This window comes from Variovorax sp. P2_H12, assembly GCF_056403395.1.
The window spans coordinates 20,919-46,619 of the sequence record NZ_JBFUFO010000049.1; the positions used below are offsets into that span (position 1 = coordinate 20,919).

Annotated in this window: 24 protein-coding genes and 1 pseudogene; 15 read left to right on the forward strand and 10 right to left on the reverse strand. The window is 68.8% G+C overall.

Annotation, left to right across the window (positions count from 1 at the left end; all coding sequences use genetic code 11):
• Positions 1-5 precede the first annotated feature (5 nt).
• Complete coding sequence (gene sorU / locus AC1DYK_RS29965) at positions 6-326, forward strand: SorU family sulfite dehydrogenase c-type cytochrome subunit (protein ID WP_478169622.1); 321 nt, start codon at positions 6-8, stop codon at positions 324-326.
• Between the two features lie 15 nt (positions 327-341).
• Here the strand turns inward: sorU and AC1DYK_RS29970 are convergent, their stop codons facing one another.
• From AC1DYK_RS29970 to AC1DYK_RS29980, 3 genes are all read right to left on the reverse strand, one after another.
• Positions 342-749 (reverse strand): DUF1801 domain-containing protein, encoded by a 408-nt coding sequence (locus AC1DYK_RS29970; RefSeq protein WP_478169623.1) that lies wholly within the window; start codon positions 747-749, stop codon positions 342-344.
• Between the two features lie 66 nt (positions 750-815).
• Positions 816-2,417, reverse strand: a complete 1,602-nt coding sequence (locus tag AC1DYK_RS29975) for an arylsulfatase (RefSeq protein WP_478169624.1) — start codon at positions 2,415-2,417, stop codon at positions 816-818.
• 131 nt (positions 2,418-2,548) lie between these two features.
• Positions 2,549-3,769: an acetate/propionate family kinase gene (locus AC1DYK_RS29980; protein ID WP_478169625.1), complete on the reverse strand. Its 1,221-nt coding sequence runs from the start codon at positions 3,767-3,769 to the stop codon at positions 2,549-2,551.
• 61 nt (positions 3,770-3,830) lie between these two features.
• On the opposite strand from AC1DYK_RS29980, the gene AC1DYK_RS29985 reads away from it, so the two are divergent.
• Positions 3,831-4,784 carry a phosphate acetyltransferase gene (locus AC1DYK_RS29985; RefSeq protein WP_478169626.1) on the forward strand — a complete coding sequence of 318 codons (954 nt, stop codon included), beginning with the start codon at positions 3,831-3,833 and terminating at the stop codon, positions 4,782-4,784.
• Between the two features lie 37 nt (positions 4,785-4,821).
• Here AC1DYK_RS29985 and AC1DYK_RS29990 read toward each other — a convergent pair whose 3' ends face one another.
• Entirely contained in the window at positions 4,822-5,241 is a 420-nt protein-coding gene (locus tag AC1DYK_RS29990; RefSeq protein ID WP_478169627.1) for a hypothetical protein, read from the reverse strand.
• Between the two features lie 588 nt (positions 5,242-5,829).
• Between AC1DYK_RS29990 and AC1DYK_RS29995 the strand changes: the two genes are divergently transcribed.
• Positions 5,830-5,994 (forward strand): hypothetical protein, encoded by a 165-nt coding sequence (locus AC1DYK_RS29995; protein WP_478169628.1) that lies wholly within the window; start codon positions 5,830-5,832, stop codon positions 5,992-5,994.
• Positions 5,991-6,737 carry a hypothetical protein gene (locus AC1DYK_RS30000; RefSeq protein WP_478169629.1) on the forward strand — a complete coding sequence of 249 codons (747 nt, stop codon included), beginning with the start codon at positions 5,991-5,993 and terminating at the stop codon, positions 6,735-6,737. Before AC1DYK_RS29995 ends, AC1DYK_RS30000 begins: the two co-directional genes overlap by 4 nt.
• A 24-nt stretch (positions 6,738-6,761) precedes the next feature.
• On the opposite strand, the gene AC1DYK_RS30005 is transcribed toward AC1DYK_RS30000, so the two are convergent.
• The 3 genes from AC1DYK_RS30005 to AC1DYK_RS30015 form a co-directional block, all read right to left on the reverse strand.
• Complete coding sequence (locus AC1DYK_RS30005; protein WP_478169630.1) at positions 6,762-7,043, reverse strand: hypothetical protein; 282 nt, start codon at positions 7,041-7,043, stop codon at positions 6,762-6,764.
• 78 nt (positions 7,044-7,121) lie between these two features.
• Complete coding sequence (locus AC1DYK_RS30010; RefSeq protein WP_478169631.1) at positions 7,122-7,328, reverse strand: hypothetical protein; 207 nt, start codon at positions 7,326-7,328, stop codon at positions 7,122-7,124.
• A 220-nt stretch (positions 7,329-7,548) separates the two neighbouring features.
• Complete coding sequence (locus AC1DYK_RS30015; RefSeq protein WP_478169632.1) at positions 7,549-8,469, reverse strand: LysR family transcriptional regulator; 921 nt, start codon at positions 8,467-8,469, stop codon at positions 7,549-7,551.
• Between the two features lie 92 nt (positions 8,470-8,561).
• On the opposite strand from AC1DYK_RS30015, the gene AC1DYK_RS30020 reads away from it, so the two are divergent.
• From AC1DYK_RS30020 to AC1DYK_RS30035, 4 genes are all read left to right on the forward strand, one after another.
• Positions 8,562-9,800, forward strand: a complete 1,239-nt coding sequence (locus AC1DYK_RS30020; RefSeq protein ID WP_478169633.1) for a CaiB/BaiF CoA transferase family protein — start codon at positions 8,562-8,564, stop codon at positions 9,798-9,800.
• Entirely contained in the window at positions 9,797-10,792 is a 996-nt protein-coding gene (locus AC1DYK_RS30025; protein ID WP_478169634.1) for a hydroxymethylglutaryl-CoA lyase, read from the forward strand. Before AC1DYK_RS30020 ends, AC1DYK_RS30025 begins: the two co-directional genes overlap by 4 nt.
• A 39-nt stretch (positions 10,793-10,831) precedes the next feature.
• Complete coding sequence (locus AC1DYK_RS30030) at positions 10,832-11,833, forward strand: Bug family tripartite tricarboxylate transporter substrate binding protein (RefSeq protein WP_478169635.1); 1,002 nt, start codon at positions 10,832-10,834, stop codon at positions 11,831-11,833.
• A 100-nt stretch (positions 11,834-11,933) separates the two neighbouring features.
• Positions 11,934-12,440 carry a hypothetical protein gene (locus AC1DYK_RS30035; protein WP_478169636.1) on the forward strand — a complete coding sequence of 169 codons (507 nt, stop codon included), beginning with the start codon at positions 11,934-11,936 and terminating at the stop codon, positions 12,438-12,440.
• Positions 12,441-12,782: 342 nt separating this feature from the next.
• Here the strand turns inward: AC1DYK_RS30035 and AC1DYK_RS30040 are convergent.
• A pseudogene (locus AC1DYK_RS30040) lies at positions 12,783-13,475 on the reverse strand (SDR family oxidoreductase); the annotation flags it as partial.
• On the opposite strand from AC1DYK_RS30040, the gene AC1DYK_RS30045 reads away from it, so the two are divergent.
• The 6 genes from AC1DYK_RS30045 (at position 13,426) to AC1DYK_RS30070 (ending at position 22,191) form a co-directional block, all read left to right on the forward strand.
• Positions 13,426-14,388, forward strand: a complete 963-nt coding sequence (locus AC1DYK_RS30045) for an AraC family transcriptional regulator (protein WP_478169637.1) — start codon at positions 13,426-13,428, stop codon at positions 14,386-14,388. The pseudogene AC1DYK_RS30040 and the gene AC1DYK_RS30045 overlap by 50 nt on opposite strands.
• Positions 14,385-16,496 carry a prolyl oligopeptidase family serine peptidase gene (locus tag AC1DYK_RS30050; protein ID WP_478169638.1) on the forward strand — a complete coding sequence of 704 codons (2,112 nt, stop codon included), beginning with the start codon at positions 14,385-14,387 and terminating at the stop codon, positions 16,494-16,496. The genes AC1DYK_RS30045 and AC1DYK_RS30050 overlap by 4 nt, the downstream gene beginning before the upstream one ends.
• Positions 16,497-16,555: 59 nt before the next feature.
• Positions 16,556-20,242, forward strand: a complete 3,687-nt coding sequence (locus tag AC1DYK_RS30055; RefSeq protein WP_478169639.1) for a GAF domain-containing protein — start codon at positions 16,556-16,558, stop codon at positions 20,240-20,242.
• A complete protein-coding gene (locus AC1DYK_RS30060) occupies positions 20,239-20,610 on the forward strand; it encodes an Hpt domain-containing protein (protein ID WP_478169640.1) in 372 nt (123 codons plus the stop codon). Before AC1DYK_RS30055 ends, AC1DYK_RS30060 begins: the two co-directional genes overlap by 4 nt.
• The gene (locus tag AC1DYK_RS30065; protein ID WP_478169641.1) at positions 20,603-21,667 is read left to right on the forward strand and encodes an adenylate/guanylate cyclase domain-containing protein; all 1,065 of its coding nucleotides are present in this window, start codon (positions 20,603-20,605) and stop codon (positions 21,665-21,667) included. The genes AC1DYK_RS30060 and AC1DYK_RS30065 overlap by 8 nt, the downstream gene beginning before the upstream one ends.
• Positions 21,668-21,771: 104 nt before the next feature.
• On the forward strand, positions 21,772-22,191 hold the full coding sequence (locus AC1DYK_RS30070; RefSeq protein ID WP_478169642.1) for a hypothetical protein: 420 nt from the start codon (positions 21,772-21,774) through the stop codon (positions 22,189-22,191).
• Between the two features lie 57 nt (positions 22,192-22,248).
• Here AC1DYK_RS30070 and AC1DYK_RS30075 read toward each other — a convergent pair whose 3' ends face one another.
• Both AC1DYK_RS30075 and AC1DYK_RS30080 read right to left on the reverse strand, forming a co-directional pair.
• Positions 22,249-22,893 carry a LysE family translocator gene (locus tag AC1DYK_RS30075; RefSeq protein ID WP_478169643.1) on the reverse strand — a complete coding sequence of 215 codons (645 nt, stop codon included), beginning with the start codon at positions 22,891-22,893 and terminating at the stop codon, positions 22,249-22,251.
• 108 nt (positions 22,894-23,001) lie between these two features.
• Positions 23,002-23,157, reverse strand: coding sequence for a hypothetical protein (locus AC1DYK_RS30080; RefSeq protein WP_442284593.1), 156 nt, complete (start codon positions 23,155-23,157; stop codon positions 23,002-23,004).
• A gap of 190 nt (positions 23,158-23,347) precedes the next feature.
• Between AC1DYK_RS30080 and AC1DYK_RS30085 the strand changes: the two genes are divergently transcribed.
• Positions 23,348-24,430 carry an ornithine cyclodeaminase gene (locus AC1DYK_RS30085; RefSeq protein WP_478169644.1) on the forward strand — a complete coding sequence of 361 codons (1,083 nt, stop codon included), beginning with the start codon at positions 23,348-23,350 and terminating at the stop codon, positions 24,428-24,430.
• Positions 24,431-25,701 lie beyond the last annotated feature (1,271 nt).

A 25,701-nucleotide genomic window follows, 5' to 3' on the forward strand; every position in this document is an offset into this window, starting at 1 on the left:
ACACCATGCGTCATCGCTTCTGGGGGGCCGTCGTCCTCGCCGGCCTGTGGATGGCGGGCGCCCACGCCCAGCCGGCCGCGGACGAAGGCCGCAAGCTCTTCCTGACCGGCGCGACGCCGGCCTGCGCCCTGTGCCACACGCTCAAGAAGGCGGGCGCCACGGGCCTGATCGGTCCCGACCTCGACGAACTGCAGCCGGACGCGGCCCGCGTCGAGAAGGCGATCCGGAACGGCATCGGCCCGATGCCCGCGTTCAAGACCCTGACCGACGAGCAGATCCGCACGCTGGCGCGCTACGTGGCGTCGGCGACCGGCGCGGCGCCCTGAGCGCTGCGGCGCGCGTCAGGGACGCGCTGCGGGCCCGGCGCGTGCCGCGAGCGTCGGGTCACCCAGTGCTTCATTGAGCGCGACGGCTTTGCGCGTCAGTTTGCGCACCGTCGCGGGATCGACCGTCATTCCCTCGCGCAGTTCCAGCGTCGCCATCTCGTAGCGTCCCCCGGGCTTGAGCCCGGGCTCGATGCCGCGCAGGCGCTGCCCGCGCCAGAAGCCGAACAACACGCGGCTTTCCTCGGCGCGGATCAGAAGGACCGGGCCGTTCGACAGATAGACGAGGTGGCGCCATTTGACGACCTCCTCCATGTTTGATGCGGCGCGAACCGCCGCACGCAGCCCCTCGACAAGCTCACGGCGCCAGCCGTGGAGCGCCGTCACATAGGCGTCCGGGCTGGCAGCGGGGCTGGTCTTCTGCATCACCTGGTGCCCGTGCCGCATGCCCTCGCCGGGTCCCGGTGACGCACGGCGGTGGCATCGTGTGGACTACTTCGACTCCGAAGCCGCCGCTTCCCTCCGTCTGCGAAGGTCGGCCATGGTCGACTCCAGGACCGTCGCCGGATTGAAGCTCGGCGGGAACGATCGCGGCGGGAACTCCTTGAAGGTCTCGGCGAACTTGAACACCTCCTCCATCAGGCCATACACCTGGCCGACGTGATTCAGCTGCCAATCCCAGAACGTGTTCGAGGTGATGTCGGCCCGCTCGAAGGGATCCTGGAACAGGTTGAATATCTTCTGCAGCCGCAGCTCCGTGAACGGCTCCGCCCACACCTGCATCGTGCCTGGCACGCGCTGCTCGGCACAGACGTACTTGTAGTCGCCCTGCCGGATCGCCACCAGCAGGCCGTCGTCGTCGGTGTAGAAGAACAGATCGCGCGCGCTTTTCACGCTGCTCTTCTTGCCCGCGGTGCCGCTCACCTTGCGCAGGAAGTCGGACTGGTCGTAGCCGTCGAGGTGCACCTTGTAGGTGTTGCCGTTCGCCTCGTAGCCTTTCTTGAGCTTCCCGACGATGTCGGGCTCGCCGGCGATCGCGCAGAGCGTCGGAATCCAGTCGTTGTGGCTCATCACTTCGTTGGTGACCGTGCCGGCCTTGATGACCTTCGGCCAGCGCGCCACGCAGGGAACACGGAAGGCCCCTTCCCAGTTGGTGTTCTTCTCCGAGCGGAAGTGCGTCATGGCCCCGTCTGGCCAGGTGTTCATGTGCGGGCCGTTGTCGGACGAATACACCACGATCGTGTTGTCCGCGATACCCATCTCGTCCAGTGCATCGAGCAGCGTGCCGATCGTGTCGTCATGTTCCATCATGCCGTCGATGTACTCGCTGTCGCCGTGCTCGTAGCGACCGCGATGCGCATCGCGCACGTGCGTGCGCAAGTGCATACGGGTGGAATTGAACCAGACGAAGAACGGCTTGTCCGCGTCGTTCTGGCGCTTCATGAAGTCGATCGCCGCGGCCGAGGTCTCGTCGTCGATGGTCTCCATCCGCTTCTTGGTCAGGGGACCGGTGTCTTCGATGGTCTGCTTGCCGATCTTGCCGAAACGCGGGTCGACCGTCGGGTCGTCCTTGTCGCTTGCCTTGCACTTGAGAACGCCGCGCGGACCGTACTTGGCGAGGTAGGCCGGATCTTTCGGGTAGTCGGGCAGCTCCGGCTCTTCTTCGGCATTCAGGTGATACAGGTTGCCCAGGAACTCGTCGAAGCCATTGACCGTCGGCAGGCTCTCGTTGCGGTCGCCGACGTGGTTCTTGCCGAACTGGCCGGTCGCATAGCCCAGGTTCTGGAGCAAGCCGCCGATCGACGGATCGAGCTGGCTCATCCCCATTGGTGCGCCCGGGAAGCCGACCTTGGTGAGGCCGGTGCGCAGTCCATGCTGCCCGGTGAGGAAGGCCGCGCGACCCGCGGTGCAGCTCTGCTCGCCGTAGTAGTGAAGGAATCGAACGCCCTCTTTCGCGATGCGATCGATATGGGGCGTCTCGTAGCCCATGATGCCATCGCTGTAGGCGCTGATGTTCGTCACGCCGATGTCATCACCCCAGAGGACGAGAATGTTGGGTTTGCCGCCTGCGCCTTGTCCTGACTTTGTCGCCATCGATTACTCCTTGCGTTGATGTCGATCCCGAAGAGGGGAGATGCTGTCGTTGGCCATGGGCGTCGCCGATGGCCAGGAAGAAGCGCTCTCAAGCGCTTCCATAGGGCAGACTAACCTCTTCGTGCCAATCTTCAAATTGCACTTTGGTGCAACGGCGGAACGAGCAAGCCCACGGTGTGCCGCGCGATCATCAGTTCCTCGTCGGTCGGTATGACCCAGGCCGAGCAGCGGCCGGCGGCGCGGCTGATGCACGGGCCGCCGCCGTCGTTGGCGTCGTCGTCGAGCTGCATGCCGAGCCAGCTCAGTCTTGAGACGACGAGGCGGCGGATATCGGCGCCGTGCTCGCCGATGCCTGCCGTGAACACCACCGCATCCAGGCCACCCATGGCTGCCGCCAGCGACCCGATCTCGCGCACGATGCGGTAGACGAAGAGCTCGATCGCGAGGCGGGCGCGCGGCTCATCGCTGGCGCGCAGCACGCGCATGTCGCTCGAGACGCCGGAGACGCCGAGCAGGCCCGACGCCGTGTAGAGCAGCTTCTCGATGGCCCGCGCATCCATGCCGCGCTCGTTCATCAGGTACAGCAGCACCCCGGGGTCGATCGCCCCGCAGCGCGTTCCCATCGGCAGTCCGTCGAGCGCCGTGAAGCCCATCGTGCTGGCCACGCTGCGGCCGCCCTGCAGTGCGCACGCGCTGGCGCCGTTGCCCAGGTGCAGCGCGACCACCCTGGCTGACGCCAGTTCCGGCGCCACTTCCGGCAGTCGCGCCGCGATGTACTCGTAGGACAGGCCATGGAAGCCATAGCGGCGCACCCCGCTCGCGTACAGCTCGAAGGGCAGCGCGAACATCTGCGCGACCTCGGGGTTGCTGCGGTGGAAGGCGGTATCGAAGCAGGCCACCTGCGGCACGTTGGGCAGCGCTTCGAAGGCCAGGCGGATCGGCGACAGGTTGTTGGGTTGGTGCAGAGGCGCCAGTGGCGACAACGCGTCGAGTTGCTGCAGGACCTCCGGCGTGACGAGCACCGGCTGGGCGAAGGTGGCGCCCCCGTGCACCACGCGATGGCCGACGCCGCGCAGCACGATGCCCGGCACCCGTTCGCGCACGAAGTCGATCACATGGTGCAGCGCCGCGTCGTGCCCGAGCGCCGATCCGGCGTCCCAGGCCCGATGGCCGATCACCTGGCCCGCCGGATCCCTGGCGGTGAATTCGGGCGCCGCGTCGAGCCCGTCGACCAGGCCGCGCAGGACCAGGCTCAGTGCCTCGCCGCGCATTTCGTACAGCGAGAACTTCAGGCTCGACGAGCCTGCGTTGGCGACCGCGACCATGTCGCCGCCGGGCGTTGCAACAGACATTTTTCTCATCCTCCGGGAAAGCACGACACTTATAACCCCGAACCTTTTCGCTGGAGCACCCATGGAGCCTTCGTCCGCCGCCGCGCATCCCCACTACGACCGCCTGATCGCCGCCGCGCGCGCCCTGCCGCCGTTGCGCGTCGCGGTGGTGCACCCGGCCAACGAAGTGGCGCTGCAGGCGGCGCTCGAGTCGGCCCGGCTGGGCCTGGCCGCGCCGCTGCTGGTCGGGCCGCGCGCGAAGATCGAGGCCGCCGCGCAGGCGCTCGGGGCCGAGCTCGAGGGCATGCGGATCGTCGACGCGCCGCACAGCCACGCAGCCGCCGACATGGCGGTCGCGCTCGCGCTCCAGGGCGAGGTCGACGCGCTGATGAAAGGCAGCCTGCACACCGACGAGCTCATGGCCGCCGTGGTGCGCCGCGAAGGAGGCCTGCGCACCTCGCGACGCATCAGCCACTGCTTCGTGATGGACGTGCCGGGCCACGCGCAGCCGCTGATCATCTCCGACGCGGCGATCAACATCGCGCCGACGCTGGAGGAGAAGGTCGACATCGTGCAGAACGCGATCGACCTCGCGCATGCCCTGCGGATGCCGGCCGTGCGCGTGGCGCTGCTCTGCGCGATGGAGACCGTGAATCCCAGGGTGCCGTCGACCCTCGACGCCGCGGCGCTGTGCAAGATGGCCGACCGCGGCCAGATCACCGGCGCGCAACTCGACGGCCCGCTGGCCATGGACAACGCGATCGACCCCGAGGCGGCGCGGATCAAGGGCATCGTCTCGCCGGTGGCGGGCCTCGCCAACGTCCTGATCGTGCCCGATCTCGACGCCGGCAACATGCTGGCCAAGAGCCTCAGCTTTCTTGCCGGCGCCTACGCCGCAGGCATCGTCCTGGGCGCGAAGGTGCCGGTGATCCTGACCAGCCGGGCGGACTCCGAAGCGGCGCGGCTGGCTTCGTGCGCGGTCGCCTCGATGCTGGTGAAAGCGGCGCGCGAGGGCTCGATCAAGGCGGTCGGCTGAAGAGGGCCGGCGCGCGTCGCTCGCGCCGCGATGCGACCTACCGGACTCTCGTGACCGTCACGTTCACCGCGCCATGGTTGTTGAGGTAGGCGAACCAGGCGTCATTGGCAAACAGGAACAGCTCGGGCTCGACCTCGTCGCTCTGGCCTGCGTAGGTCCACACGGCGTGCTTCCCGATGGGGAACAGATGGGCATCGTTGCGACCGACCGCACCGATCAGCTGGAACCACCGGCCTTCCTTGCAGCGCAGCGCCCAGCGCGCCATCGACTGGGCGAAGCTGGGCTGGATCCTGCCGTCCGCGCTCGATGCCAGATGCCAGTCGACCCATCGGCTGTCGTCCGCCGCGATCTCGTAGGTGGCGCCGGGCGAGAGCAGGACGCCGGTCGGGTTGTAGTGATTGCCGCTGGCGATCGAAAGCGGCCCGGACGAGTCGCCGATCGCGAGATGCATGGTCATGGTTGTCCCCCTTCGCAGGTCTGCCCCCCGACCGCACACGCCGCTCGAAGTCGCCCGTCGTCCGTCCTCGAGGACGACAGCGGCGCTGTGTGACGCGGCAGTTTACTCTTCAGGGCCCATCTTGTGCGGCCTCGGCGGCAGCTTCGCCCTCGATCGCGTCCCTCGGGCGGCCGATCCAAATCCGCCCGGCCTTTTCCCACCGGGCGGAATGCAGCGTCAACGCTTTTGGTCAGGCTGCTGGGGGGTGCTCGGATTGCCTTGACCGGGCTGCGGCTTTCCTGGGTCGGTTTGCTGCTGCTGCCCGGGGCCGCTGGGTTGATTGCCCGGTTGATTCGGCGCGTTCTGTCCTGGTTGGTTTGCCATGTGTACCTCTCGAGTGTTCGGAGCAACGTCACTCCGGATTTCAATGTAGGAAAGCCTTCCTCGTGCGTTCGTAGGCCCGTCATCAGCCCCCGCGTAGGACAAGTGTCTACGCGACGCCGCCTACGCCGGCGTTGATGGAGCGCTGTCCTACATCCGATCGGCATCCTCGGTTCTATCTTGAAAATTCAGAGAGGAGATCCTCAACGGAGAACGGAGATTTCTGAAGTGAAGACTCTGATCGACGAAGACCACGAAGCGCCGCTGGACAGCCACCTTGTGCCGCGCGTGCCGCGGGACTGCACGGTGTGTTGCAACATCCTCCACCGTCTGCAAAATCCCGCCGACTTTGAATCCTCCGACAGGATGTCATTGCGGGACACGGGCAAATGAAAGCATCGCCAGGAGCGCGCAGCTGGATGGCGGCGGGCGTTCGCCACGAACTGCTCATGCGCGCGTTGCCCGCTTTGCGACACGAGATGGCCGCCCCCGTGGCCGCAATTCGCATGGCGGTCCTGCTGATGAAGCACCAGTTGGCAAGTGCATCCACGGTCGACCCTGCGGCTCTGGCAGAGCGGGCGGCAGGCATCGAGGACCAGGTCGCGGCGCTCCCGGCCGGCAAGCAGTTCCTGCGCGGTTTGGAACTCTCGATCGATGGGGAAAGCATCACGCGCAGCGACCTCGTGGCGCAGGGGACTGCGCTCATGCGCGTGGCTTTCGATCTCCGCGGCATCAGTCTCCGTGTCGGCGACGAGTTTTCGAGCGAAGGCGGGCCGCGATTCCCGAACAGCGCTGCACTGCTCTATATGTTCCTGGGCGCGCTCGGCTATCTGAACGACAACGCGGAACATGTCGACGCGATCTGTATCGAGGCCGAGGGTATCGATGCGTTGCGCTTCTCTGCGCGGCATGGCGAAGCACCCATCACCGATTCGCCGGACGACGCCCATGGCGCGCCGCGTGCGCTTGCCATCGATGCCGTCGCGCTGCAATTGCTGGCGGATGGGCTGGGCTACGCAGCATGGATCCTTCCCGATTCGGTGCATTTCGCGCTGAGGCCTGTGCCGCATCCTGCCGAGACTCGCGCGGCACCGGCGCTAGATCGCCCGGAGCAGTCAGCCCGCGGGTGCGGTTAGCGCGCGTCTGTCCTTCTCCGCCGCCTACTTCAGGCTTGGCAGCTTGTCGGCCGAGATGTGGGTGAGTCGCCCCCGAGCGGCAACCCCGGACTTGAGGTCTGCGCCAGCCGCCTCGGAGATCTCGGCCGCATGATCTGCGAACACTTCCAGGCACTGCTGTGCATTCAAGTTCGTGTCGCCGGCCAGATCGGCCAGGGTATCCGGGACGACGATGAATTCAGCACTCCCGTCCGCAGACTCTGCATCGAAAACCACGCCGGTGCCGCGCAAACTGATCTCCCATCGAGCGTTGGTGATGTTCGTCATTTCAACCTCCGGTGTTTGGAAGACCAGTATGAACCAATCCACCCAGGTCACCCGCACCCGATCCGCAACGTCGCGCGGCTAAGTCAGCTTGTCAATGCGATATCTCGCTTCGGCAGTGGCCTCTATCACCGCGGCGGCCTCAGACCTGTGGCCAGGCTGCACTTGCTCAGAGAACAACAACTGGCCGTCGATTTCAAATCGCCAACGCCAAGTCCCTGTTGCCCGGGTCGTGGTGATCACCACAGTGTGGCCTTTGTACTCAAAGCGTTTTTTCAACGTCTGCATGTGAGTCATCCCTGCTTTGAGGAAACAGTATGGAGGTGGACCCAATCCCCCTCTCGCAGCGATGTATCGCACGGTGCTTGACGGCAGCATGGCACACTCGCGGCGCGTGATCCCCCAGGGCCTCGGGATCAGCTTCTCCGGCACCGTGTGGGGTTCGATCCTCCGCGCGTTCACCCGATTTCGACCAGCGCCCTTGCTTCGTGCTCGGGATCTGGGGCAGTCATGCACCTGGGTGCGGCGCAGGACTGACCGGCGCACTGTCCGCACACAGGTGGTCGACCAGGCTGCGCGCGGCGGGCGACAGGGCCTCGATCGACCGCACGCAGACCATGAGCTGCCGCCGCACCCAGGGCTCGTCGAGCGCCACGGCGCGGATGCCCAGGGACGACAGGTAGAGGCGCGCGCTCCGGCGCGGCAGCACGCCGACGCCCATGCCGGCCGCCACCATCAATGACATGGCGTCGTAGCCGCTGACCTGGATACGCAGGCGCAGCGGCAGGCCGGTCTCCGCCGCCGCCTTGTGCAGCTGGTTGTTGACCGCGCTGCCCGGATGCGCGCCCACGAACTCGTACGCCAGCGCCTCGCGCAAGCTCGCCTTCCTGCGCCGTGCCAACGGATGCTCGCGCGGCACGATCAGCACCAGTTCGTCCTCCCGGTACGGCAGCACGGTCAGCGCTTCGCCATAGGAGCCCGCATTCAGGATGCCGATGTCGGCCGTGCTGTCGGCCACGGCGCGCGCGATCGCCGAGCTGATGCGCTCCTGCAGGTGCACCTGCACCAACGGCGCCGTCGCCATGAAGCTGCGCAGGTCGTCCGGCAGGAACTGGGTGATGGCCGAGATGTTGGCAAAGACCCGCACGTGGCCGCGCAGCCCGCTCGCATAGCCGGCCATCTGCTCGGCGATGTCGTCCAGGCCGTTGAGGACGCCGCGCGCGAGCCCGAGCAGCGCGTGCCCGGCGGCGGTGGCCTGCGCACCCTTGTTGCTGCGCTGGAAAAGCACCGTGTCGAGCGCGTCCTCGAGCTCGCTGAGGCGCTTGCTCACGGCCGCCGGCGCCAGGTGCTCGCGCAGCGCGGCGGCGGCGATGGTGCCCTCCTCCATGACCGCCACGAAGAGGCGCAGAGAGACGGGATCGAGCTTCATGGGGCAGCCATTACACACCATCGCGATCCGCGATGGCAGCCTCGCCAATCACCGCTTTGCAGCGTGCCGGGGGCTGGCCATCATCCCGACCCATGAACGCTGCTTCCACGCCCCCGCCCCATTCCTCTTCTGCGCCCGCGGCGTCCGCTGCCCTCGCCGGCCTGCGGGTGGTCGAGATGGGGCAGCTGATCGCCGGCCCCTTCTGCGGCAAGACGCTCGGCGAGTTCGGCGCCGACGTCGTGAAGATCGAGACGCCAGGCAGCGGCGACCCGCTGCGCAACTGGCGCATGCTGCAGGATGGCACCTCCGTCTGGTGGCAGGTGCAGTCGCGCAACAAGCGCTCGGTGGCGATCGACCTGCGCTCGCCCGAAGGCCAGGACATCGCCCGCCGGCTGATCGGCGAAGCCGACGTGCTGATCGAGAACTTCCGGCCCGGCACGCTCGAGGGCTGGGGCCTGGGCTGGGAAGACCTGCGCCGGACCAACCCCGGTCTGGTGATGCTGCGCATCTCGGGCTACGGCCAGACCGGCCCCTACCGCGACCTGCCCGGCTTCGGCGCCATCGGCGAAGCCATGGGCGGGCTGCGTCACCTGACCGGCGAGCCCGGGCGGGTGCCGGTGCGCGTGGGCGTCTCGATCGGCGACACGCTGGCGGCGCTGCACGGCACCATCGGCGTGCTGCTGGCGCTCTATCACCGCAAGGTGCACGGCGGGCCCGGCCAGGTGATCGACGTGGCGCTGCACGAGGCGGTGTTCAACGTGATGGAAAGCCTGCTGCCCGAGTACAGCGCCTTCGGTGCGGTGCGCGAGGCGGCCGGCAGCGCACTGCCCGGCATCGCACCGTCCAACGCCTACCGGTGCAGCGACGGCTACGTGCTGATCGCGGGCAATGGCGACAGCATCTTCCGGCGGCTGATGGAGACGGCGGGGCGGCCCGACCTGGCGGCCGCGCCGGATCTGCAAGGCAATGCCGGGCGGGTGGCGCGGGTCGACGAACTCGATGCCGCGATCGCCGCCTGGACGCTGCCCCAGCCTGTGGCCGAGGTGCTCAAGCGGCTGGCCTGCGCCAACGTGCCGGCCGGCCGCGTCTACACCGCGCAGGACATCCACCAGGACCCGCACTACCGGGCACGCGACATGATCCTGCGCCAGACCACGCGCGACGGCCACGAGATCGACGTGCCTGGCATCGTGCCCAAGCTGTCGAACACGCCCGGCAGCGTGCGCTCGTCGGCACCGCGGCTCGGCGACGACACCGACGCCGTGCTGCGCGAGGCCGGCCTGACACCCGAACAGATTTCCCTGCTCCGCGCGAAAGGCGCCATCGCATGAATCCGCAAGACACCTGGACCGGCGCACGCCGCCGCATCCACATGCAGGAGGTCGGCCCGCGCGACGGCCTGCAGATGGAATCGGCCTTCGTGCCGACCGCCGACAAGATCGCCTTGATCGATGCGCTGTCGGCCGCCGGGCTCGCGAAGATCGAGGCCACCGCCTTCGTCTCGCCCCAGGCCATCCCCGCGCTGCGCGATGCCGAGATCGTGCTGCGCGAGATCGCCCGCACCCCGGGCGCGGTCTACACCTGCCTGGTGCCGAACGTGCGCGGCGCCGAGCGCGCGGTCGAAGCGCGCGCCGACGAGCTGAACCTGGTGATGTCGTGCAGCGAGACCCACAACCTCGCCAACCTGCGCATGACCCGGGCCCAGTCCTTCGCGGCGCTGTCGGAAGTGATCGCGCTGGCACGGCAGGCCGAGGTGCCGGTCAACGTGTCGCTGTCCTGCGTGTTCGGCTGCCCGATGGAAGGCGACATCGACCCGGCGGTGGTGCTCGACTGGGCGGAGCGCTTCACGGCCGCCGGCGCGCGCGGCATCACGCTGTGCGACACCACCGGCATGGCCTTCCCGACCCAGGTGGCGCAGACGGTGCGGGCATTCCGCGGGCGGCTGGCCGACGCCGAACTGACGCTGCACTTCCACAACACGCGCGGCATGGGCCTGGCCAATGTGCTGGCTTCCATCGACGCGGGTGCCGACCGCTTCGATGCCTCGCTCGGCGGCCTGGGTGGCTGCCCCTATGCGCCGGGGGCCAGCGGCAACGTGTGCACCGAGGAGATCGTGCACGCGCTCGAGCTGATGGATTTCGACACCGGCTGCGACCTGCCGCTGCTGCTGCGGGCGGCCGAGCGGTTGCCGGCGTTGATCGGCCACGACATCCCGAGCCAGATCGTCAAGGCCGGCCGCAGGCTCGACCTGCACTCGCCACCGCCCGACTTCGCGCTGTGGCGCGACCGGGCCCGGGCGCGCGATGCCGGCCCGGCGAGCTGAGACACACGCTTTTTCAAAGATCACAAAAAGGAGACTTCCATGACAACCTCGCACCACATCTCTCGCCGCGCGCTCGGCCTCGCGACGATCGGCATCGCGGCCTTCGGGCTGGCCCCGGCGCTGCACGCGCAGGCGCCGGCCGGCTATCCCAGCCGGCCCGTGATGCTGCTCGTGCCCACGGCCGCGGGCGGCACCACCGATATCGCGGCGCGCATGCTCGGCGTGCCGCTGGGCAGCGCGCTGGGCCAGACGGTGGTGGTCGACAACAAGGGCGGCGCCAACGGCGCCATCGCGGCGGTGGCGGTGAAGCGCGCCGAGCCCGACGGCTACACGCTCCTGATGCAGTACTCGGGCTATCACGTCATCACCCCGCTGGTCAGCAAGCAGGCGCCGCAATGGGAGGCGAAGGACCTCACGCCGGTGGCCAACGTGCTGTCGGCGCCGCAGATCGTCGTCGTGCGCGCCGACCTGCCCTTCAAGACCGTGGCCGAGCTCGTGGCCTTCGCGAAGGCGCACCCCGGCAAGCTCAACTACGCCTCGTCAGGCAACGGCTCGCTGCAACACGCGACCGGAGCGATGCTCGAGCAGCAGGCCGGCATCAAGCTGACCCACATCCCGTACAAGGGCACCGGCCCGGCGCTGCAGGACCTGCTGGGCGGCCAGGTCGACATCACCTTCGGCACGGCACCGCCCTTCGTGCCGCACATCCAGTCGGGCAAGCTGCGGGTGCTGGCCACCACCGGAAAGACCCGCCTCGCGAGCCTGCCGGAAGTGCCGACGACCGCCGAGGCCGGCCTGCCCCAGCTCGACGCCACCTCGTGGTTCGGCGTGTTCGCGCCCGCCAGGACGCCCAAGCCGATCATCGACAAGCTGACCGCGGAGATCGCGAAGACCGTGTCCACTCCCGCCTTCAAGCAGAAGGCGCAGGAGCAGGGTGCGACCGCCGACTACCTGAACCCGCAGCAGATGGACGCGCTGGTGAAGGCGGAGACGGTGCGCTGGGCGGAGGTCATCAAGGCGGCGCGAATCGAGGCAGACTGAGCGCCAGCCGCCCGGGTGTGCAGGCGCGCGAACTCGCCGACACCCGGTCGGCAATGCTTCGACAGCCGGAGGGTCTTCGGGCGCGAATACCATGGCCCTCATGTCGCACTCTTCCGGCTTCCCGCGCACGGCCGCATGCGCCATGGCGCTGCTTGCCGCCTTGCTCGCGGGCTGTGCGAGCGACCCCTCGCGCGTGCAGCCCGGCGCCGGCCGCGACCAGGTGCTCGAGCAGCTGGGGCCGCCCACGGCCGTCTATCGCACCCCAACCGGAGAACGGCTGCAATATTCACGCGGCCCCGCCGGCTTCCAGGTCAGCAATGTCGACCTCGACACTTCGGGTCGCGTGCGATCGGTCAGGCAGGAGCTCGACGAAGGCCTGTTCGGCAGCACGATCCGGCCCGGCGAGTGGCGCGTGGAGGACGTCCTCTTCACCTACGGGTCACCGTTCGAACGCACGCGCGTGACCTCTTTCGACGGCACCGTGTGGTCCTGGCGCTACCTTCACATCAACAACCGGCGGCTGCTCTACATCTACGTCGACCCCACCGGACGGGTCGACCACTACAGCGTCGGCGACGACCTGATGCTCGAACGCTGGCGTTGGTAGGCCGGATCCGAGATCCGACCAGATCCCGCGGGCCGCCGTCTCGCGCACATACTCCGAAAAACCCCTCGCCGGCCGCCTCAACGCGCGCTGCACGCCGTCGGCGACCGACGCATTGCGCCCATCCAGCACCTCGGCGAAGAGATAGCGGATGAGATCGGCGAAACCCGGCGGCAATGGCTCCTGCTGCAGCGCAGCGATGTAGTCTTCCATCGGCACTTCGACGAAGTCGATCCGGCGCCCGGTGGCGCGGCCGATCTCGGCGATGGCGTCGGCGAAGGTCCACAGCCGGGGACCCGTCACTTCATAGAGCTGGCCCGCATGGCCGTCTTCGGCCAGCGCCGCGACCGCGATCCCGGCGATGTCGGCGGCGTCCACGAAGGGCTCGCCGACCGCACCCACGGGCAGCGCGACCGCGCCCGAGCGGATCGGGTCGAGCAGATAGCCCTCGCTGAAGTTCTGGCAGAACCAGCTGGCCCGGATCAGGGTCCAGTCGACGCCCGAACGGCGCACGATGTCTTCGCAGCGCTGGGCCTCGGGTTCGCCCCTGCCGGACAGCAGGACGAGCCGCGTCACGCCGCTTCGCACCGCCAGGTCCGTGAAAGCCTGGATCGCGGCCGGCGCGCCCGGCGCCGCAAGGTCGGGGTGGTACGCGATGTAGACGGCATCCACGCCTGCCAGTGCCGCGGGCCAAGTCCGGGCGTCGTCCCAGTCGAAAGCGGGCACGGCGGCGCGCGAACCGATGCGCACACCGAGGCCCCGGGCCTGCAGCCCTTGCGCCACGCGGCGGCCCGTCTTGCCCGTGCCGCCGAGGACCAGTTTCAAGGCTTCTTTCATGATCGTCTCCTGAGGGTGGGTGGAAGAAGCTCCGATGTTGGCCGGGGATGCGGACCCAGCGGTTGCAGGCCGTCGCTCGTTCATGCCCGATCGTCCAGAACGATGGACGCGCCGCCGCTGGCGCGCGGATACTGCGGCCATGCTCGACGCCATGACAACACCCGCCGATCCGCTGGGCGAAGCGCTGCACTTCCTGCGCATGAGCGGCACCTTCTATTGCCGCTCGGAATTCACGGCGCCGTGGACGCTCGAGCTGCCGGCGATGGACAGCTGCCTGATGCTCCATGTCGTGACCTCGGGCGAGTGCCGGCTGGAGATCGACGGCGCCGAAGCCTGTGCTCTGCGGACCGGCGATCTCGCGCTGGTGCCGCACGGCGAAGGCCACAAGCTGAGCTGCGGTGCGGGCGCCCTGCCCAGCCAGCTGTTCGATCTGCCGCGCGAACTCGTCAAGGACCGCTATGAAGTCCTGCGGCATGGCGGCGGTGGCACGGCCACCTCGATGATCTGCGCCGCGGTGCGCTTCGACCACGCCGCCGCGCATCGGCTGCTGGAGGCCCTGCCGCGCGTGATCCGCGTCGATGCCTGGGATTCCCCAGAGAAGGACTGGCTTCAGAGCACGCTGCGCCTGATCGTGGCCGAGGCCCAGGAGCTGCGCGCCGGCGGCGAGACGATCATCACGCGGCTGGCCGACATCCTCGTGATCCAGGCGATCCGCTCCTGGCTGGCGAGCGACCCCGCCGCGCAGACCGGCTGGCTCGGCGCGCTGCGCGACCGGCAGATCGGTCGCGCCATCGCGCTCATCCATCGCGACCCGGCGCGCCACTGGACCGTCGAATCGCTGGCACGCCAGGTCGGCATGTCGCGCTCGGCCTTTGCGGCGCGCTTCACGCACCGGGTCGGCGAGCCCGCCATGCAGTACGTGGCGCGCTGGAAGATGCATGCGGCCGAAGCCTGGCTCAAGGATGAAGAGACGCCGCTCGCCGAACTCGCAAGCCGCGTCGGCTACGAATCCGAGGCCGCGTTCAGCCGCGCCTTCAAGCGCTTCACCGGCGTCTCGCCGGGGTCGGTGCGGCGCGCCACGTTTCGCGAAGTTCGGATCCAATCGACCCCATGACCTCCCCTCTCCCTTCCGGAACCGAACCCGAACCCGCGCCCACGGAGCCCGCCGATCCTCGTCTGTGGCTCGAGGAGGTCGAAGGTGCCGACGCCCTGGCCTGGGTCCGCCAGCGCAATGCCCGGACCCTGCGCACCCTGGCGGCCACCGACGAATTCGCCAGCACGCGGGCCGCGGTGCGGGCGGTGCTCGACTCCGAGGCGAAGATTGCCGAGGTCTCCAGGCTGGGCGACCTCTATTACAACTTCTGGAAGGACGCCGCCCACCCGCTGGGCCTGTGGCGGCGCACCACGCTGGCCGAGTACCGGAGCGCGAATCCGGCCTGGGAGACGGTGCTCGACCTCGACGCGCTCGCCGCGGCGGAGAACGTCCACTGGGTCTGGCACGGGGCGGCCGTGCTGCGGCCGGCCTTCCGCAAGGCCCTTGTCAGCCTCTCGCGCGGCGGATCCGATGCCGACGTGACGCGGGAGTTCGACCTGGTGGCCAAGGCCTTCGTGGCGCCCGAACACGGCGGCTTCTTCCGCCCGGAGTCCAAGGGCGGCCTGGGGTGGATCGACGACGACACCGTGTATGCGTTCGCCACCCTCGGGGACGGCGCGTCCACCACGTCGGGCTATCCGCGGGTCGCCCGGCGCTGGACCCGGGGCACGCCCCTGGAATCCGCCCGCACGGTGTACGAGGGCCTGGCCGACGACATGTACATCTCGGCCTTCCGGATGCACACCCCGGGCTTCGAGCGGGACTTCGTGGCCCGGTCGCTCGCGTTCTACAGTTCGGAGCTCCTGCTGGTGACGAAGGGCGGCCAGTTGCAGAAGGTCGATGCCCCCTTGTCGGCCGAACTCAGCGTCAGACGGGAGTGGCTGCTGATCGAGCTGCGAGAACCGTGGACCGTGGACGGCCGCACCTACGCCGCCGGATCCCTGCTGGCGACGCAATTCGACCGCTTCATGCAGGGCGAGCGCGACTTCGCCGTCCTGTTCGAACCGGGCCCGACACGCTCGCTGGCGGCAACGACCTGGACCCGCAGCCAGCTGGTCATCAACGTGCTCGACCACGTGAAGAGCCGCCTGCACGTCCTGACGCCGCCGGCCGCCGGCACCGGGCCCTGGGAGCACAGCGAATTCGTCGGCGCCCCGCCCATCGGCAGCGTGCACGCGCGAGCGGTCGATGCGGACGAATCCGACGACGTCTGGCTCACCGCCACCGACTACCTCACGCCCTCGACCCTCTCGCTGGCGACCGTGGGCCAGGCGCCCGAGCTGCTCAAGTGCATGCCGGCCTTCTTCGATGCCAGTGGGCTGGTGGTCGAGCAGCACTTCGCCGCCTCGGACGACGGCACCCGCATCCCGTATTTCCTGGTCGGCCCGGCCGACCTGGTGCGCGACGGCACGGCGCCGACGCTGCTGTACGGCTACGGCGGCTTCGAGATCTCCCTGACCCCGGGCTACTCCGGTGCGCTCGGCCAAGCCTGGCTTGCACAGGGCGGCGTGTACGTGGTGGCGAACATCCGCGGCGGCGGCGAATACGGGCCGCGCTGGCACCAGGCTGCGCTGCGCGAGAACCGCCACCGCGCCTACGAGGATTTCGCCGCGGTGGCGGACGACCTGGTGGCCCGCCGGATCACCTCGCCCGGCCACCTCGGAGCGCAGGGCGGCTCCAACGGCGGGCTGCTCGCCGGCATGATGCTGACCCGCTACCCGGAGCGCTTCGGCGCGGTGGTCATCGAGGTGCCGCTGCTGGACATGCGGCGCTACGCCCGCCTGCTGGCCGGCGCCTCCTGGATGGCCGAGTACGGCGATCCCGACGACCCTGCGCAGTGGGCCTTCATCCGGACGTTTTCTCCATACCACCTGTTCGACGCCAGCCGCGACTGTCCGCCGGTGCTGTTCACCACCTCGACCCGGGACGACCGGGTGCACCCGGCGCATGCCCGGAAGATGGCGGCGGCGATGATCGAGGCGGGCAAGGACGTGACCTACTACGAAAACATCGAGGGCGGCCACGGCGGCGCCGCGAACAACGAACAAGCCGCCACGATGCAGGCCCTGGCCTACCGATTCCTGTGGGAGCGGCTCGGCCCCCGCGACCACCAGCCGCTTCGCCGCTAGACTCCACGCAGGGTGCGCGACTCGCGCATCCACCCCTGATCGCAGGAGGCACTTGCCCCATGGCGGAGTCCCGGTCCCGGCCACTGTCGATGCAGGCGCTGCGCGCCGGCACCGACCTGCGCGAACCCTTCGAGCGCGTGGTCGACAGCGGGCTGCGCCTGAATGCGTCGTGCAGCGAGGGCGAGCTGCACCGCGTCCTGGTCGACGAGGCGGCGGAACTGAGCGGTGCGCAGCGGGTGCTGCTGGTGCTCGAGGCCGATGGCGGTCCGCGCATCGCCGCGTCGATGCTGCCGCGGGGTGAAGATGCCGCCACTGTGCTGGCCGCGATCGAACCCTGGCTCGACGAAACCCGCCGCACGAACGCCTCGAGCCTGCGTCATGGGCCCGAAGGCGCCGCCCCCCTGCTCCAGCGCTCGTGCCTGATCGCGCCACTGGTCGCGCAGCGCGAGCTGCTCGGCCACCTCTACGCGGACATCGAAGGCCCGGCCGGGCGCTTCCATGGATCGGACCGCGAGTTGCTGAGCCGGCTGGCGAGCCAGGCCGCCGCGGCCCTGGCCCACATCCGCTCCCGCGAGCGCCTGGAGCGCCAGGTGGCCGAGCGCACGGCCCAGCTCGCGCAACGCGCCGGCGAACTCAGCTTCATCAACAGCATCCAGCAAGGCATGGCGGCCGGGCTGGAATTCCAGGCCATCATCACCCTGGTCGGCGACAAGCTGCGCGAAGTGTTCGATTGCGGCGACGTCAGCATCCTGTGGTGGGACGACAAGACCAACCTCATCCAGGCGCTGTACCGCTACGAACACAACCTGCCGCTGCCCCTGCCGCCGGCGCGGCCCTTGAAGCCGGACGAACCGGCGCAACGGCTGCTCCACACGCGCCAGGTCGGCGTGGCGAACACGCGCGAGGAGCAGACCCGGGCCGGCCTCAAGCCGGCCCCGGGCACCGATTGGGCGCTGTCGATGGTCGCCGTCCCGATCGTCGGCAGCGACCGCGCCCTGGGGATCATCGGGCTGCAGAACCACGAGCGCGAATACGCCTTCGGCAGCAGCGAGATCCAGCTCCTCGAAACGGTGGCCGCGAGCATGGGCGTCGCGCTCGAGAACGCGCGCCTGTTCGACGAGACCCAGGAGGCCCTGGCGCACCAGACCGCGGCGGCCGAGGTGCTGAAGGTCATCAGCGGCTCGCCGACCGACGTGCAACCGGTGCTGGACACGGTGGCCGAGCGCGCCGGCCTGTTGTGCCGGGCCGAAGGCAGCCGGGTCTGGCTGGCGGTCGGCGACCGACTGCACGCGATGACGAGCTATGGGCCGGCGTACGGAGGCGACTCGGCGGGCCTGGAGCTGCCGCTGCGCGCCAGCTCGATCGCCGGGCGCGCGTTCCTGGAGCGCCGTTGCGTGCATGTCGAAGACGTCGTGCCGCTGCTCGCCACCGAGTATCCGGACGTGCGTGAGCTGCAGGCGCGCAACGGCTTCCGCACGGTGCTGGCCGTGCCGATGCTGCACGACGGCCGGTCGGTGGGCGTGATCTCCCTGCTGCGCAACCAGGTGCGGCCTTTTGCGCCGGCCGAGATCGGGCTCGTCCAGACCTTCGCCGACCAGGCGGTGATCGCCATCGAGAACGTGCGGCTGTTCAACGAGACCCAGGAGGCGCTGGAACGCCAGACCGCGACCGCCGAAGTGCTCCAGGTCATCAGCGGCTCCATGGAGAACGCGCAGCCCGTGTTCGACAAGATCCTGGAGAGCTGCCAACGCCTGTTCTCCGGTTCCCAGATGGGCATCTCGCTGATCGGGTACGACGGGCAGGTGCACCTGGGCGCGCACCGCGGCTCGGCCCGCGAGGCACTCGAGAAGTACTATCCGCGGCCCATCGACCACACGCCCATCGGGCAGGCCATGGGGGGCCCCGACATCGTCCACATTCCGGATGCGCTGGCCGAACCGCAGCTGCCCCAGTTCATGCGCCAGGTGGCGGAGAAGGTCGGTACCTACGCGATCATGATCGCCCCGCTGATGTGGGAGGGCCGAAACATCGGCTCGATCCACGTGACCCGCCAGCCGCCGGGGCCGTTCGCCGAGAAGGAAATCAAGCTGCTGAAGACCTTCGCCGACCAGGCCGTGGTCGCCATCCAGAACGCCGCGCTGTTCAAGCAGGCGCAGGAGGCGCGCGCCGCGGCCGAGGCCGCCAACGCCGCCAAGAGCGCGTTCCTGGCGACGATGAGCCACGAGATCCGCACACCGATGAACGCGGTGATCGGCATGAGCGGCCTGCTGCTCGACACCACGCTCGACGCCGAGCAGCAGGACTACGTCGCGACCATCCGCGATTCGGGCGATGCGCTGCTGACCATCATCAACGACATCCTCGACTACTCGAAGATCGAGGCCGGGCGCATGGACATCGAGTCGCATCCGTTCGATCTGCGCGACTGCGTGGAGACGGCGCTCGACCTCGTCAGCACGCGCGCGACCGAGAAAGACCTCGACACGGCCTACGTGTTCGAGGGCGACGTGCCGGCCGCCGTGAGCGGCGACCTCACGCGGCTGCGGCAGGTGCTGCTGAACCTGCTGAGCAACGCGGTGAAGTTCACCGAGACCGGCGAGGTGGTGCTGACCGTCAGCGCCGAGGCCACGTCCGCCGGCAAGGTGACGCTGACCTTCGCCGTGCGCGACACCGGCCTCGGCCTGTCGCCGGAGGGCATGGGCCGGCTGTTCCAGTCGTTTTCGCAGGCCGACTCGAGCACCACCCGCAAGTACGGCGGCACCGGCCTGGGCCTGGCGATCAGCAAGCGGCTGGCCGAGTTGATGGGCGGGACCATGTGGGCCGAAAGCAACGGCGTGGGCAGCGGCTCGACCTTCTTCTTCACCATCGAGGTGCCGACCGCGCAACTGCCGCCGAGCCGGCGTCGCGACTTCATCGGCGTGCAGGCCGAACTACGGGGAAAGCGCCTGCTGATCGTCGACGACAACGCCACGAACCGGCGCGTGCTCTCGCTGCAGACCGGCCGATGGGGAATGGACCCGCGCGCCACCGAATCGCCGGCCGAGGCCTTGCGCTGGCTCGGAGAAGGCGAGCGCTTCGATCTCGCGATCCTCGACATGCACATGCCCGAGATGGACGGCATCGACCTGGCGCGCCGCATCCGCGCGAACCACGCGGGCCTGCCGCTGGTGTTGTTCAGCTCGGTGGGCCGGCGCGAGGCTGGCGACGCCGAATCGCTGCTCGACGCCTACCTGGCCAAGCCGATCCGCCAGTCGCACCTGTTCGACACGCTGGTGAGCCTGCTGGCGCCCGACGCGGCCGCCAAACCCGCGGCCGGCGGCCCGGGCAAGCCGCAGATCGACCCGTCGATGGCCGCACGCCATCCGCTGCGCATCCTGCTGGCCGAAGACAACGCGGTGAACCAGAAGCTCGCGATGCGCCTGCTGCAGCAGATGGGCTACCGGGCCGACCTCGCCGCCAACGGCATCGAGGCGGTGGAATCGGTGCAGCGCCAGGCCTACGATGTGGTGCTGATGGATGTGCAGATGCCCGAACTCGACGGACTGGACGCGACGCGACAGATCTGCACGCTGCTGCAGGCGGCGCAGCGTCCGCGCATCGTGGCGATGACGGCCAACGCCATGCAGGGCGACCGCGAAATGTGCATGGCCGCGGGCATGGACGACTACCTGACCAAACCGATTCGCATCGACCGGCTGGTCGAAGCGCTGACCAGCGTGCCGGCACGAAAGGACCGAACGACATGAACACCACCGACCAGCGCGGGGGGCCCATGAGCGATGCCTCCATCGACCGCGCGACCTTCGCCGAACTGCAGGACACCGCGGGAGCCGATTTCGTGAAGGAGCTGGTGCAGACCTTCCTCGAAGAAGCGCCGGCGATGCTGAAGGAACTGCGCGACGCCTTCGCCACCGGCAACGCCGACGCCTTTCGCCGCGCGGCGCATTCGCTCAAATCGAACAGCCTCACCTTCGGCGCGCTCGCGCTGGGCGCCATGGCGCGCGAGCAGGAGCTTGGGGGCCTCGAGGCGGCACGGCGATCGGATGCACTCGACGCGCTGGCGGCGGAGTACGCGCGAGTGGCCGCGGCCCTGGAGGAACTGAACCATGACTGACTTTCGCCATGCACCGGCCCGGCTGCTGGTGGCGGACGACAACAAGGTCAACCGCCTGCTCATGGCCCGCAGTCTCGAACTGCAGGGCCACAGCGTCCACTGCGCCGAGAACGGACGCGTCGCCCTCGAACTGCTGCGGCGCGAAGCCTACGACCTGCTGCTGCTCGACATGGAAATGCCCGAGATGGACGGCTTCCAGGTGCTGGAGCAACTGATCGGCGATCCGCAACTGCGCGACCTGCCCGTGATCGTCACCTCGTCGCTCGAGGGCGTGGCCGACATCGTGCGCTGCATCGAGCTCGGCGCCGAGGACTATCTGCACAAGCCGGTCAATGCGGTGCTGCTGAAGGCCCGCATCGGCGCCAGCCTCGAGAAGAAACGCCTGCGCGACCAGCAAAAGGAGCTGGTGCGCCGCTTCGCCACCTCCGAGGTCGTGCAGGACCTGGAGCAATCCGGCTTCGCGCTCGGCGGGCGGCATGTGCATGGCACCGTGATGTTCTCCGACATCCGGGGCTTCACCGCGCTGGTCGAATCGCAGCCGCCCGAAGAGACGATCGAACTGCTGAACACCTACTACACGCTGATGTTCGACGCCATCAACGGCCACGGCGGCGTGGTGAACCAGATGGTCGGCGACGGCCTGATGGCCATCTTCGGCGCCCCGCTTCCGCTGCCCGACCACGGCGCGGCCGCGGTGCGCGCGGCACTCGACATGGTCGAGATGATCGACCTGCTGAACGTCGAGCGCACCGCGGCGGGCAAGCCCGAGATCCGTATCGGCGTGGGCATCGCCACCGGCGACATGGTGGCCGGCTACACCGGCACGCAGCAACGCGCGACCTACACCTGCATCGGCGACACCGTGAACCTCGCCGCGCGCCTGGAAGAACACACCAAGCTCGCCAAACGGACGATCCTGCTCGATCCGGCGACCTGCATGGCGCTCGGTGGACGCATTCCGGTCGAGTCCCTCGGCGCGGCGTCGATGCGGGGCAAGGCGACAGCGGTCGAGGTCTACGCCGTCACCGAGGCGGATCGGTCGAAGCCGGCAAGCTGAAGCATCGTCCGCCGATGTCACAGAATGTGATTCGTGTCCACCAAACCTGGGGGTGGGGCGTTCGGGCACACTAAGGCCCTTTCGCCCATCCTTCGGAGAGTTCCGTGAGCTTCACTGGCCCTGCATTTGTCAAATGGGCGTTTTCGGCGGCCCTGGCTGCCGCTGCCCTTTCCATCGCCGCTGCGGCGCATGCCGAGGTCAATGTGTCCGTCGGTGTCGGCGGCCCGGTCTACTACGAGCCGGCTCCGGTCTACGCGCCCCCACCGCCGGTCTACTATCAGCCTGCGCCGCCGGTGTACTACCAGCCTGCGCCTCCGGTGTACTACCAGCCGCAGCCGCCCGCCTATTACCGTCCGGCACCGTCCTACTACGACGGCCCTGCCTACGGACCGGGTTACCGGCAAGGCCCACCCCCGCGGCCAAAGCTGAGCGACATGCAGCAACGCGCGCTGGACAACTGCGCCCTGCTGGCGCCGCGGGAGCAGCCGAGGTGCCGCGCCACGGTGCTGTCGACCACCCGTTGAGCACGACGCCGCGATTGCGCCCCGCCATGGCGTGAGGCACCGGGGAACTGCAAGACCTCAGGCCAGCCTGTTGCGCAAGCGCAGCATGCCGAGCCCGAGCAGCACGAAGGCGGTGCCCGAGATGCGATGGAACAGCCGCACGCGGCGGGCGTCGCAGAAACTGTGCTTCATGGTCCGCGCCACCAGCACGTAGAACGCATGCGACAGCACGGTGAAGGCCGCGAACGTGGCCGTCAGGACGAAGAACTGCTCGACCACCGGCGCGCCTGGCGCCAGGAACTGCGGGAAGAGCGCCGAGAAGAAGAGGATGCTCTTCGGGTTGGTCAAGGCCACCGTCAGGCCATGGCCGAACAGCCTGAGCGGCGCATGCGCTGCGGAGTCCCCCGCGGATCGACGCGTGTCGGCGAAGGCATTGGCGCCGCTGCGCCACTGCCTGACACCGAGATAGACGAGGTAGGCGGCCCCGGCCAGCTTGAGGGCCATGAAGGCCGTGGCCGAACTGCTCAGCAGCACGCCGAGGCCGGCCATCGCGATGGCCGACACCAGGAACACGCCCGCTGCATTGCCGAGTGAACCCCACATGGCCCGACGCGGCCCCACCGACACTGAATTGGACACCGCCAGCAGCACGGCCGGGCCCGGCGTGAAGGCCATGAAAAGCGAAACCCCGCAAAAGACGAACCAGCTGGACCAGGTCACCATCACTCCTTGCAACGCTGCCGGCGCGGCGGCGAAATCAGCCCGCCATTGTGTTCAGGATCGGCATTTCCGCGCTGACCGAGGGCCATGCCTTGGCGAGGGGACAGGCTCTCAGAGCTTCTCCTTCACGAATCCCGCCGCGTTCTCGTCCGCGCCGGGCTTGCCTTCGTCCGAATGGGGGTTGGTTGGATCGGTGTCGGTAGGAAATTCCGGCTCGACCGGAAGTTGCGCGGGATCGTCCTCGGAAGGGACTTTAGGGGTCGTCATGGGCTTGGCTCCTTTTGGCGGCAAGGAAGTCTCATTGTGAGCCGCTGGCTGCAGAAAAGTGGCCGATCTGCCGAAGCGCCAGCGGCGTCTGCCGAATCGCCAGGGAACCCGCCGAAACGCGACATCCTTGGCGCTTCCGTCTGACGGGCATCGCCGGGACACTGGTCCGCATCGAGACCGGAGGCATGCCATGCAAACCCACCCGACCACCGTGTACCTGAGTGCCCCGGAGATGATCCGGCTGGTGCAGCGCAAGGGGCTGTGCGCCTGCATTGCCGGCGTGGCCGAGCGCATCGAGCGCGAGTTCCTGCGCTGGAACGCGTTCGACAAGGTCGCCCGCGTCGCCTGCCATTCCGACCTCGGCGTGATCGAGCTGATGCCGATCGCCGATGCCGCCCGCTTCGCCTTCAAGTACGTCAACGGCCATCCGGGCAACCATCGCCATGGCCTGCCCACGGTGATGGCCTTCGGCGTTCTGGCCGACGTGGACACCGGAGCCCCCCGCCTGCTGTCCGAACTGACGCTGACGACGGCCATTCGCACGGCCGCCATGTCGGCGCTGGCCGCGCGCCGCCTGGCACGCCCGGGCAGCCTGCGCATGGCGCTGATCGGCAACGGCGCGCAGAGCGAATTCCAGGCGCTGGCGTTCCGCGATCTTGTGGGCATCCGCGAAGTGCAGCTCTTCGACACCGATGCCGCCGCCAGCGCCAAGCTGGCCGCGAACCTGCGCGGCCGGGGTCTGGCGGTCCGCCTCTGCGGCAGCAGCGCCGAAGCGGTGCGCGGCGCCGACATCGTCACGACTGCGACGGCCGACAAGACCCGCGCCACCATCCTCACGCCCCCGATGATCGAGCCCGGCATGCACATCAATGCCATCGGCGGCGATTGCCCGGGCAAGACCGAGCTGCACCGGGGCGTGCTCGAGGCAGCGTCGGTATTCGTCGAGTTCGAACCGCAGTCGCGCATCGAGGGCGAGATCCAGCAGATGCCCGCGGACTTTCCGGTCACCGAGTTCTGGCAGGTGCTCGCAGGCCACCGGCCGGGTCGCGTCGATGCCTCTCAGGTCACCGTGTTCGACTCGGTGGGCTTCGCGCTCGAGGATTTTGCCGCACTCTCGTTCATGGCCGAGACCGCGGCCGAGCTGGGTCTCGGCGAGATCATCGAACTGGTTCCGCAGGCCACCGATCCGAAGAACCTGTTTGGCTTGCTGCAGGACAAACGGCCGCCTCGTGGGCACCGAAGGGCCCTGCAGGATCCAAGCCTGCATCATTGACGGTGCCCGATATCCGGCGGACCCTGGCCGTTTGGCCGATGGGATCAGCACGCCGGCCGCCGTGACAGCGCTGGCCTCGATGAGCTAGCATGCACTATCACGCGAAAGGCGAAGAACGGCATGACGAAGTTCTGCAGTTCCTGCCACACGCCCAACCGGGATGCGGCCAAATACTGCCGGGGTTGCAGTGGCAGGTTCTCGGGCCACGATTCGCCTGAAGTGACTTTCGACAGCACGCTGCGCGATCCCGTTGCGCAGCCGAAGGCAGCGCCCGTCCGGGCAGCGTTCGCAAGAGCTGCCGAGCGACCGCCGCCAAAGGCCCGCCTCCTTGCGCGCACCGGCTCGATCGGCGCACCCCCGCGCCTCGACGTCTCCGTCTTTCTGCTGCTGGCCGTGCTGCTGGCGATGGGCGGCATCTTCGTGCTCTGGCACTCGAGCCGCCTCGCGAGCCACAGCCCGCCGCCAGCGCTGCCACCCACGTCGCAGCGGATGGAGGCGCCTGTCCCGCCTGTCCCTCCACTTCAACTCGCGATCGCTCCGGAGCCGGTCATGCCGGCTTCGACGGCGGAACCGGTCACGCCGGCGTCGACCCCGGAGCCGATGCCGGCGTCGCCGCAGAACGAAGTCGCGCCGCAGACGCCGCCGAATGAACCGGCGCCGCCTCCTCCGTCCAGCCTGGTGGCAAGCTCGTCCGAGCGCGCACCGGCGGCAAGTCGCCCCTTGGCGACTCCAGACCCCGCACCCGCACCCGCCCCCGCCAAGGGCAAGGCACTCGAGGGCACCAGGGACGTGAACCTGGCCAAGGCGCACCCACGCGCGCCGGTGCGACCCATCGCTGTACCGCCCCCCTCGCTTGCAGTGCGCGTATCGGCACCGGATCCGAACATGCGCATGGCCAGTGTGGACGCCACCGGGCCTGTGCCCAAGCCCAGCGTGCCAGTCCAGACCGACAAGGCGCCTCCGTCGAACGGCCCGCGGGGCTGCGACCGGTACAACCCCTATGGCGAGGCCCTTTGCCTGGCCACGCCGGCGAGCCAGGGAACACAGTCGGCCCAGGGCCCGGCGGCCGGCTCATCGTCAGGGTCAGGCGTTGCGGCCCTTTCGAAAACTTCGCCGGCCACGACCGCGTTCGCTGTGGCTGTTGATGCCGGCGGAAGCGGCGCTGGTGGGGGTGGCGGCGGCGGCGGCGGCGCTGGTGGGGGTGGCGGCGCTGGTGGTGGTGGCGCTGGTGGTGGAGCTGGCGCTGGCGCTGGCGCTGGTGGTGGGGGTGG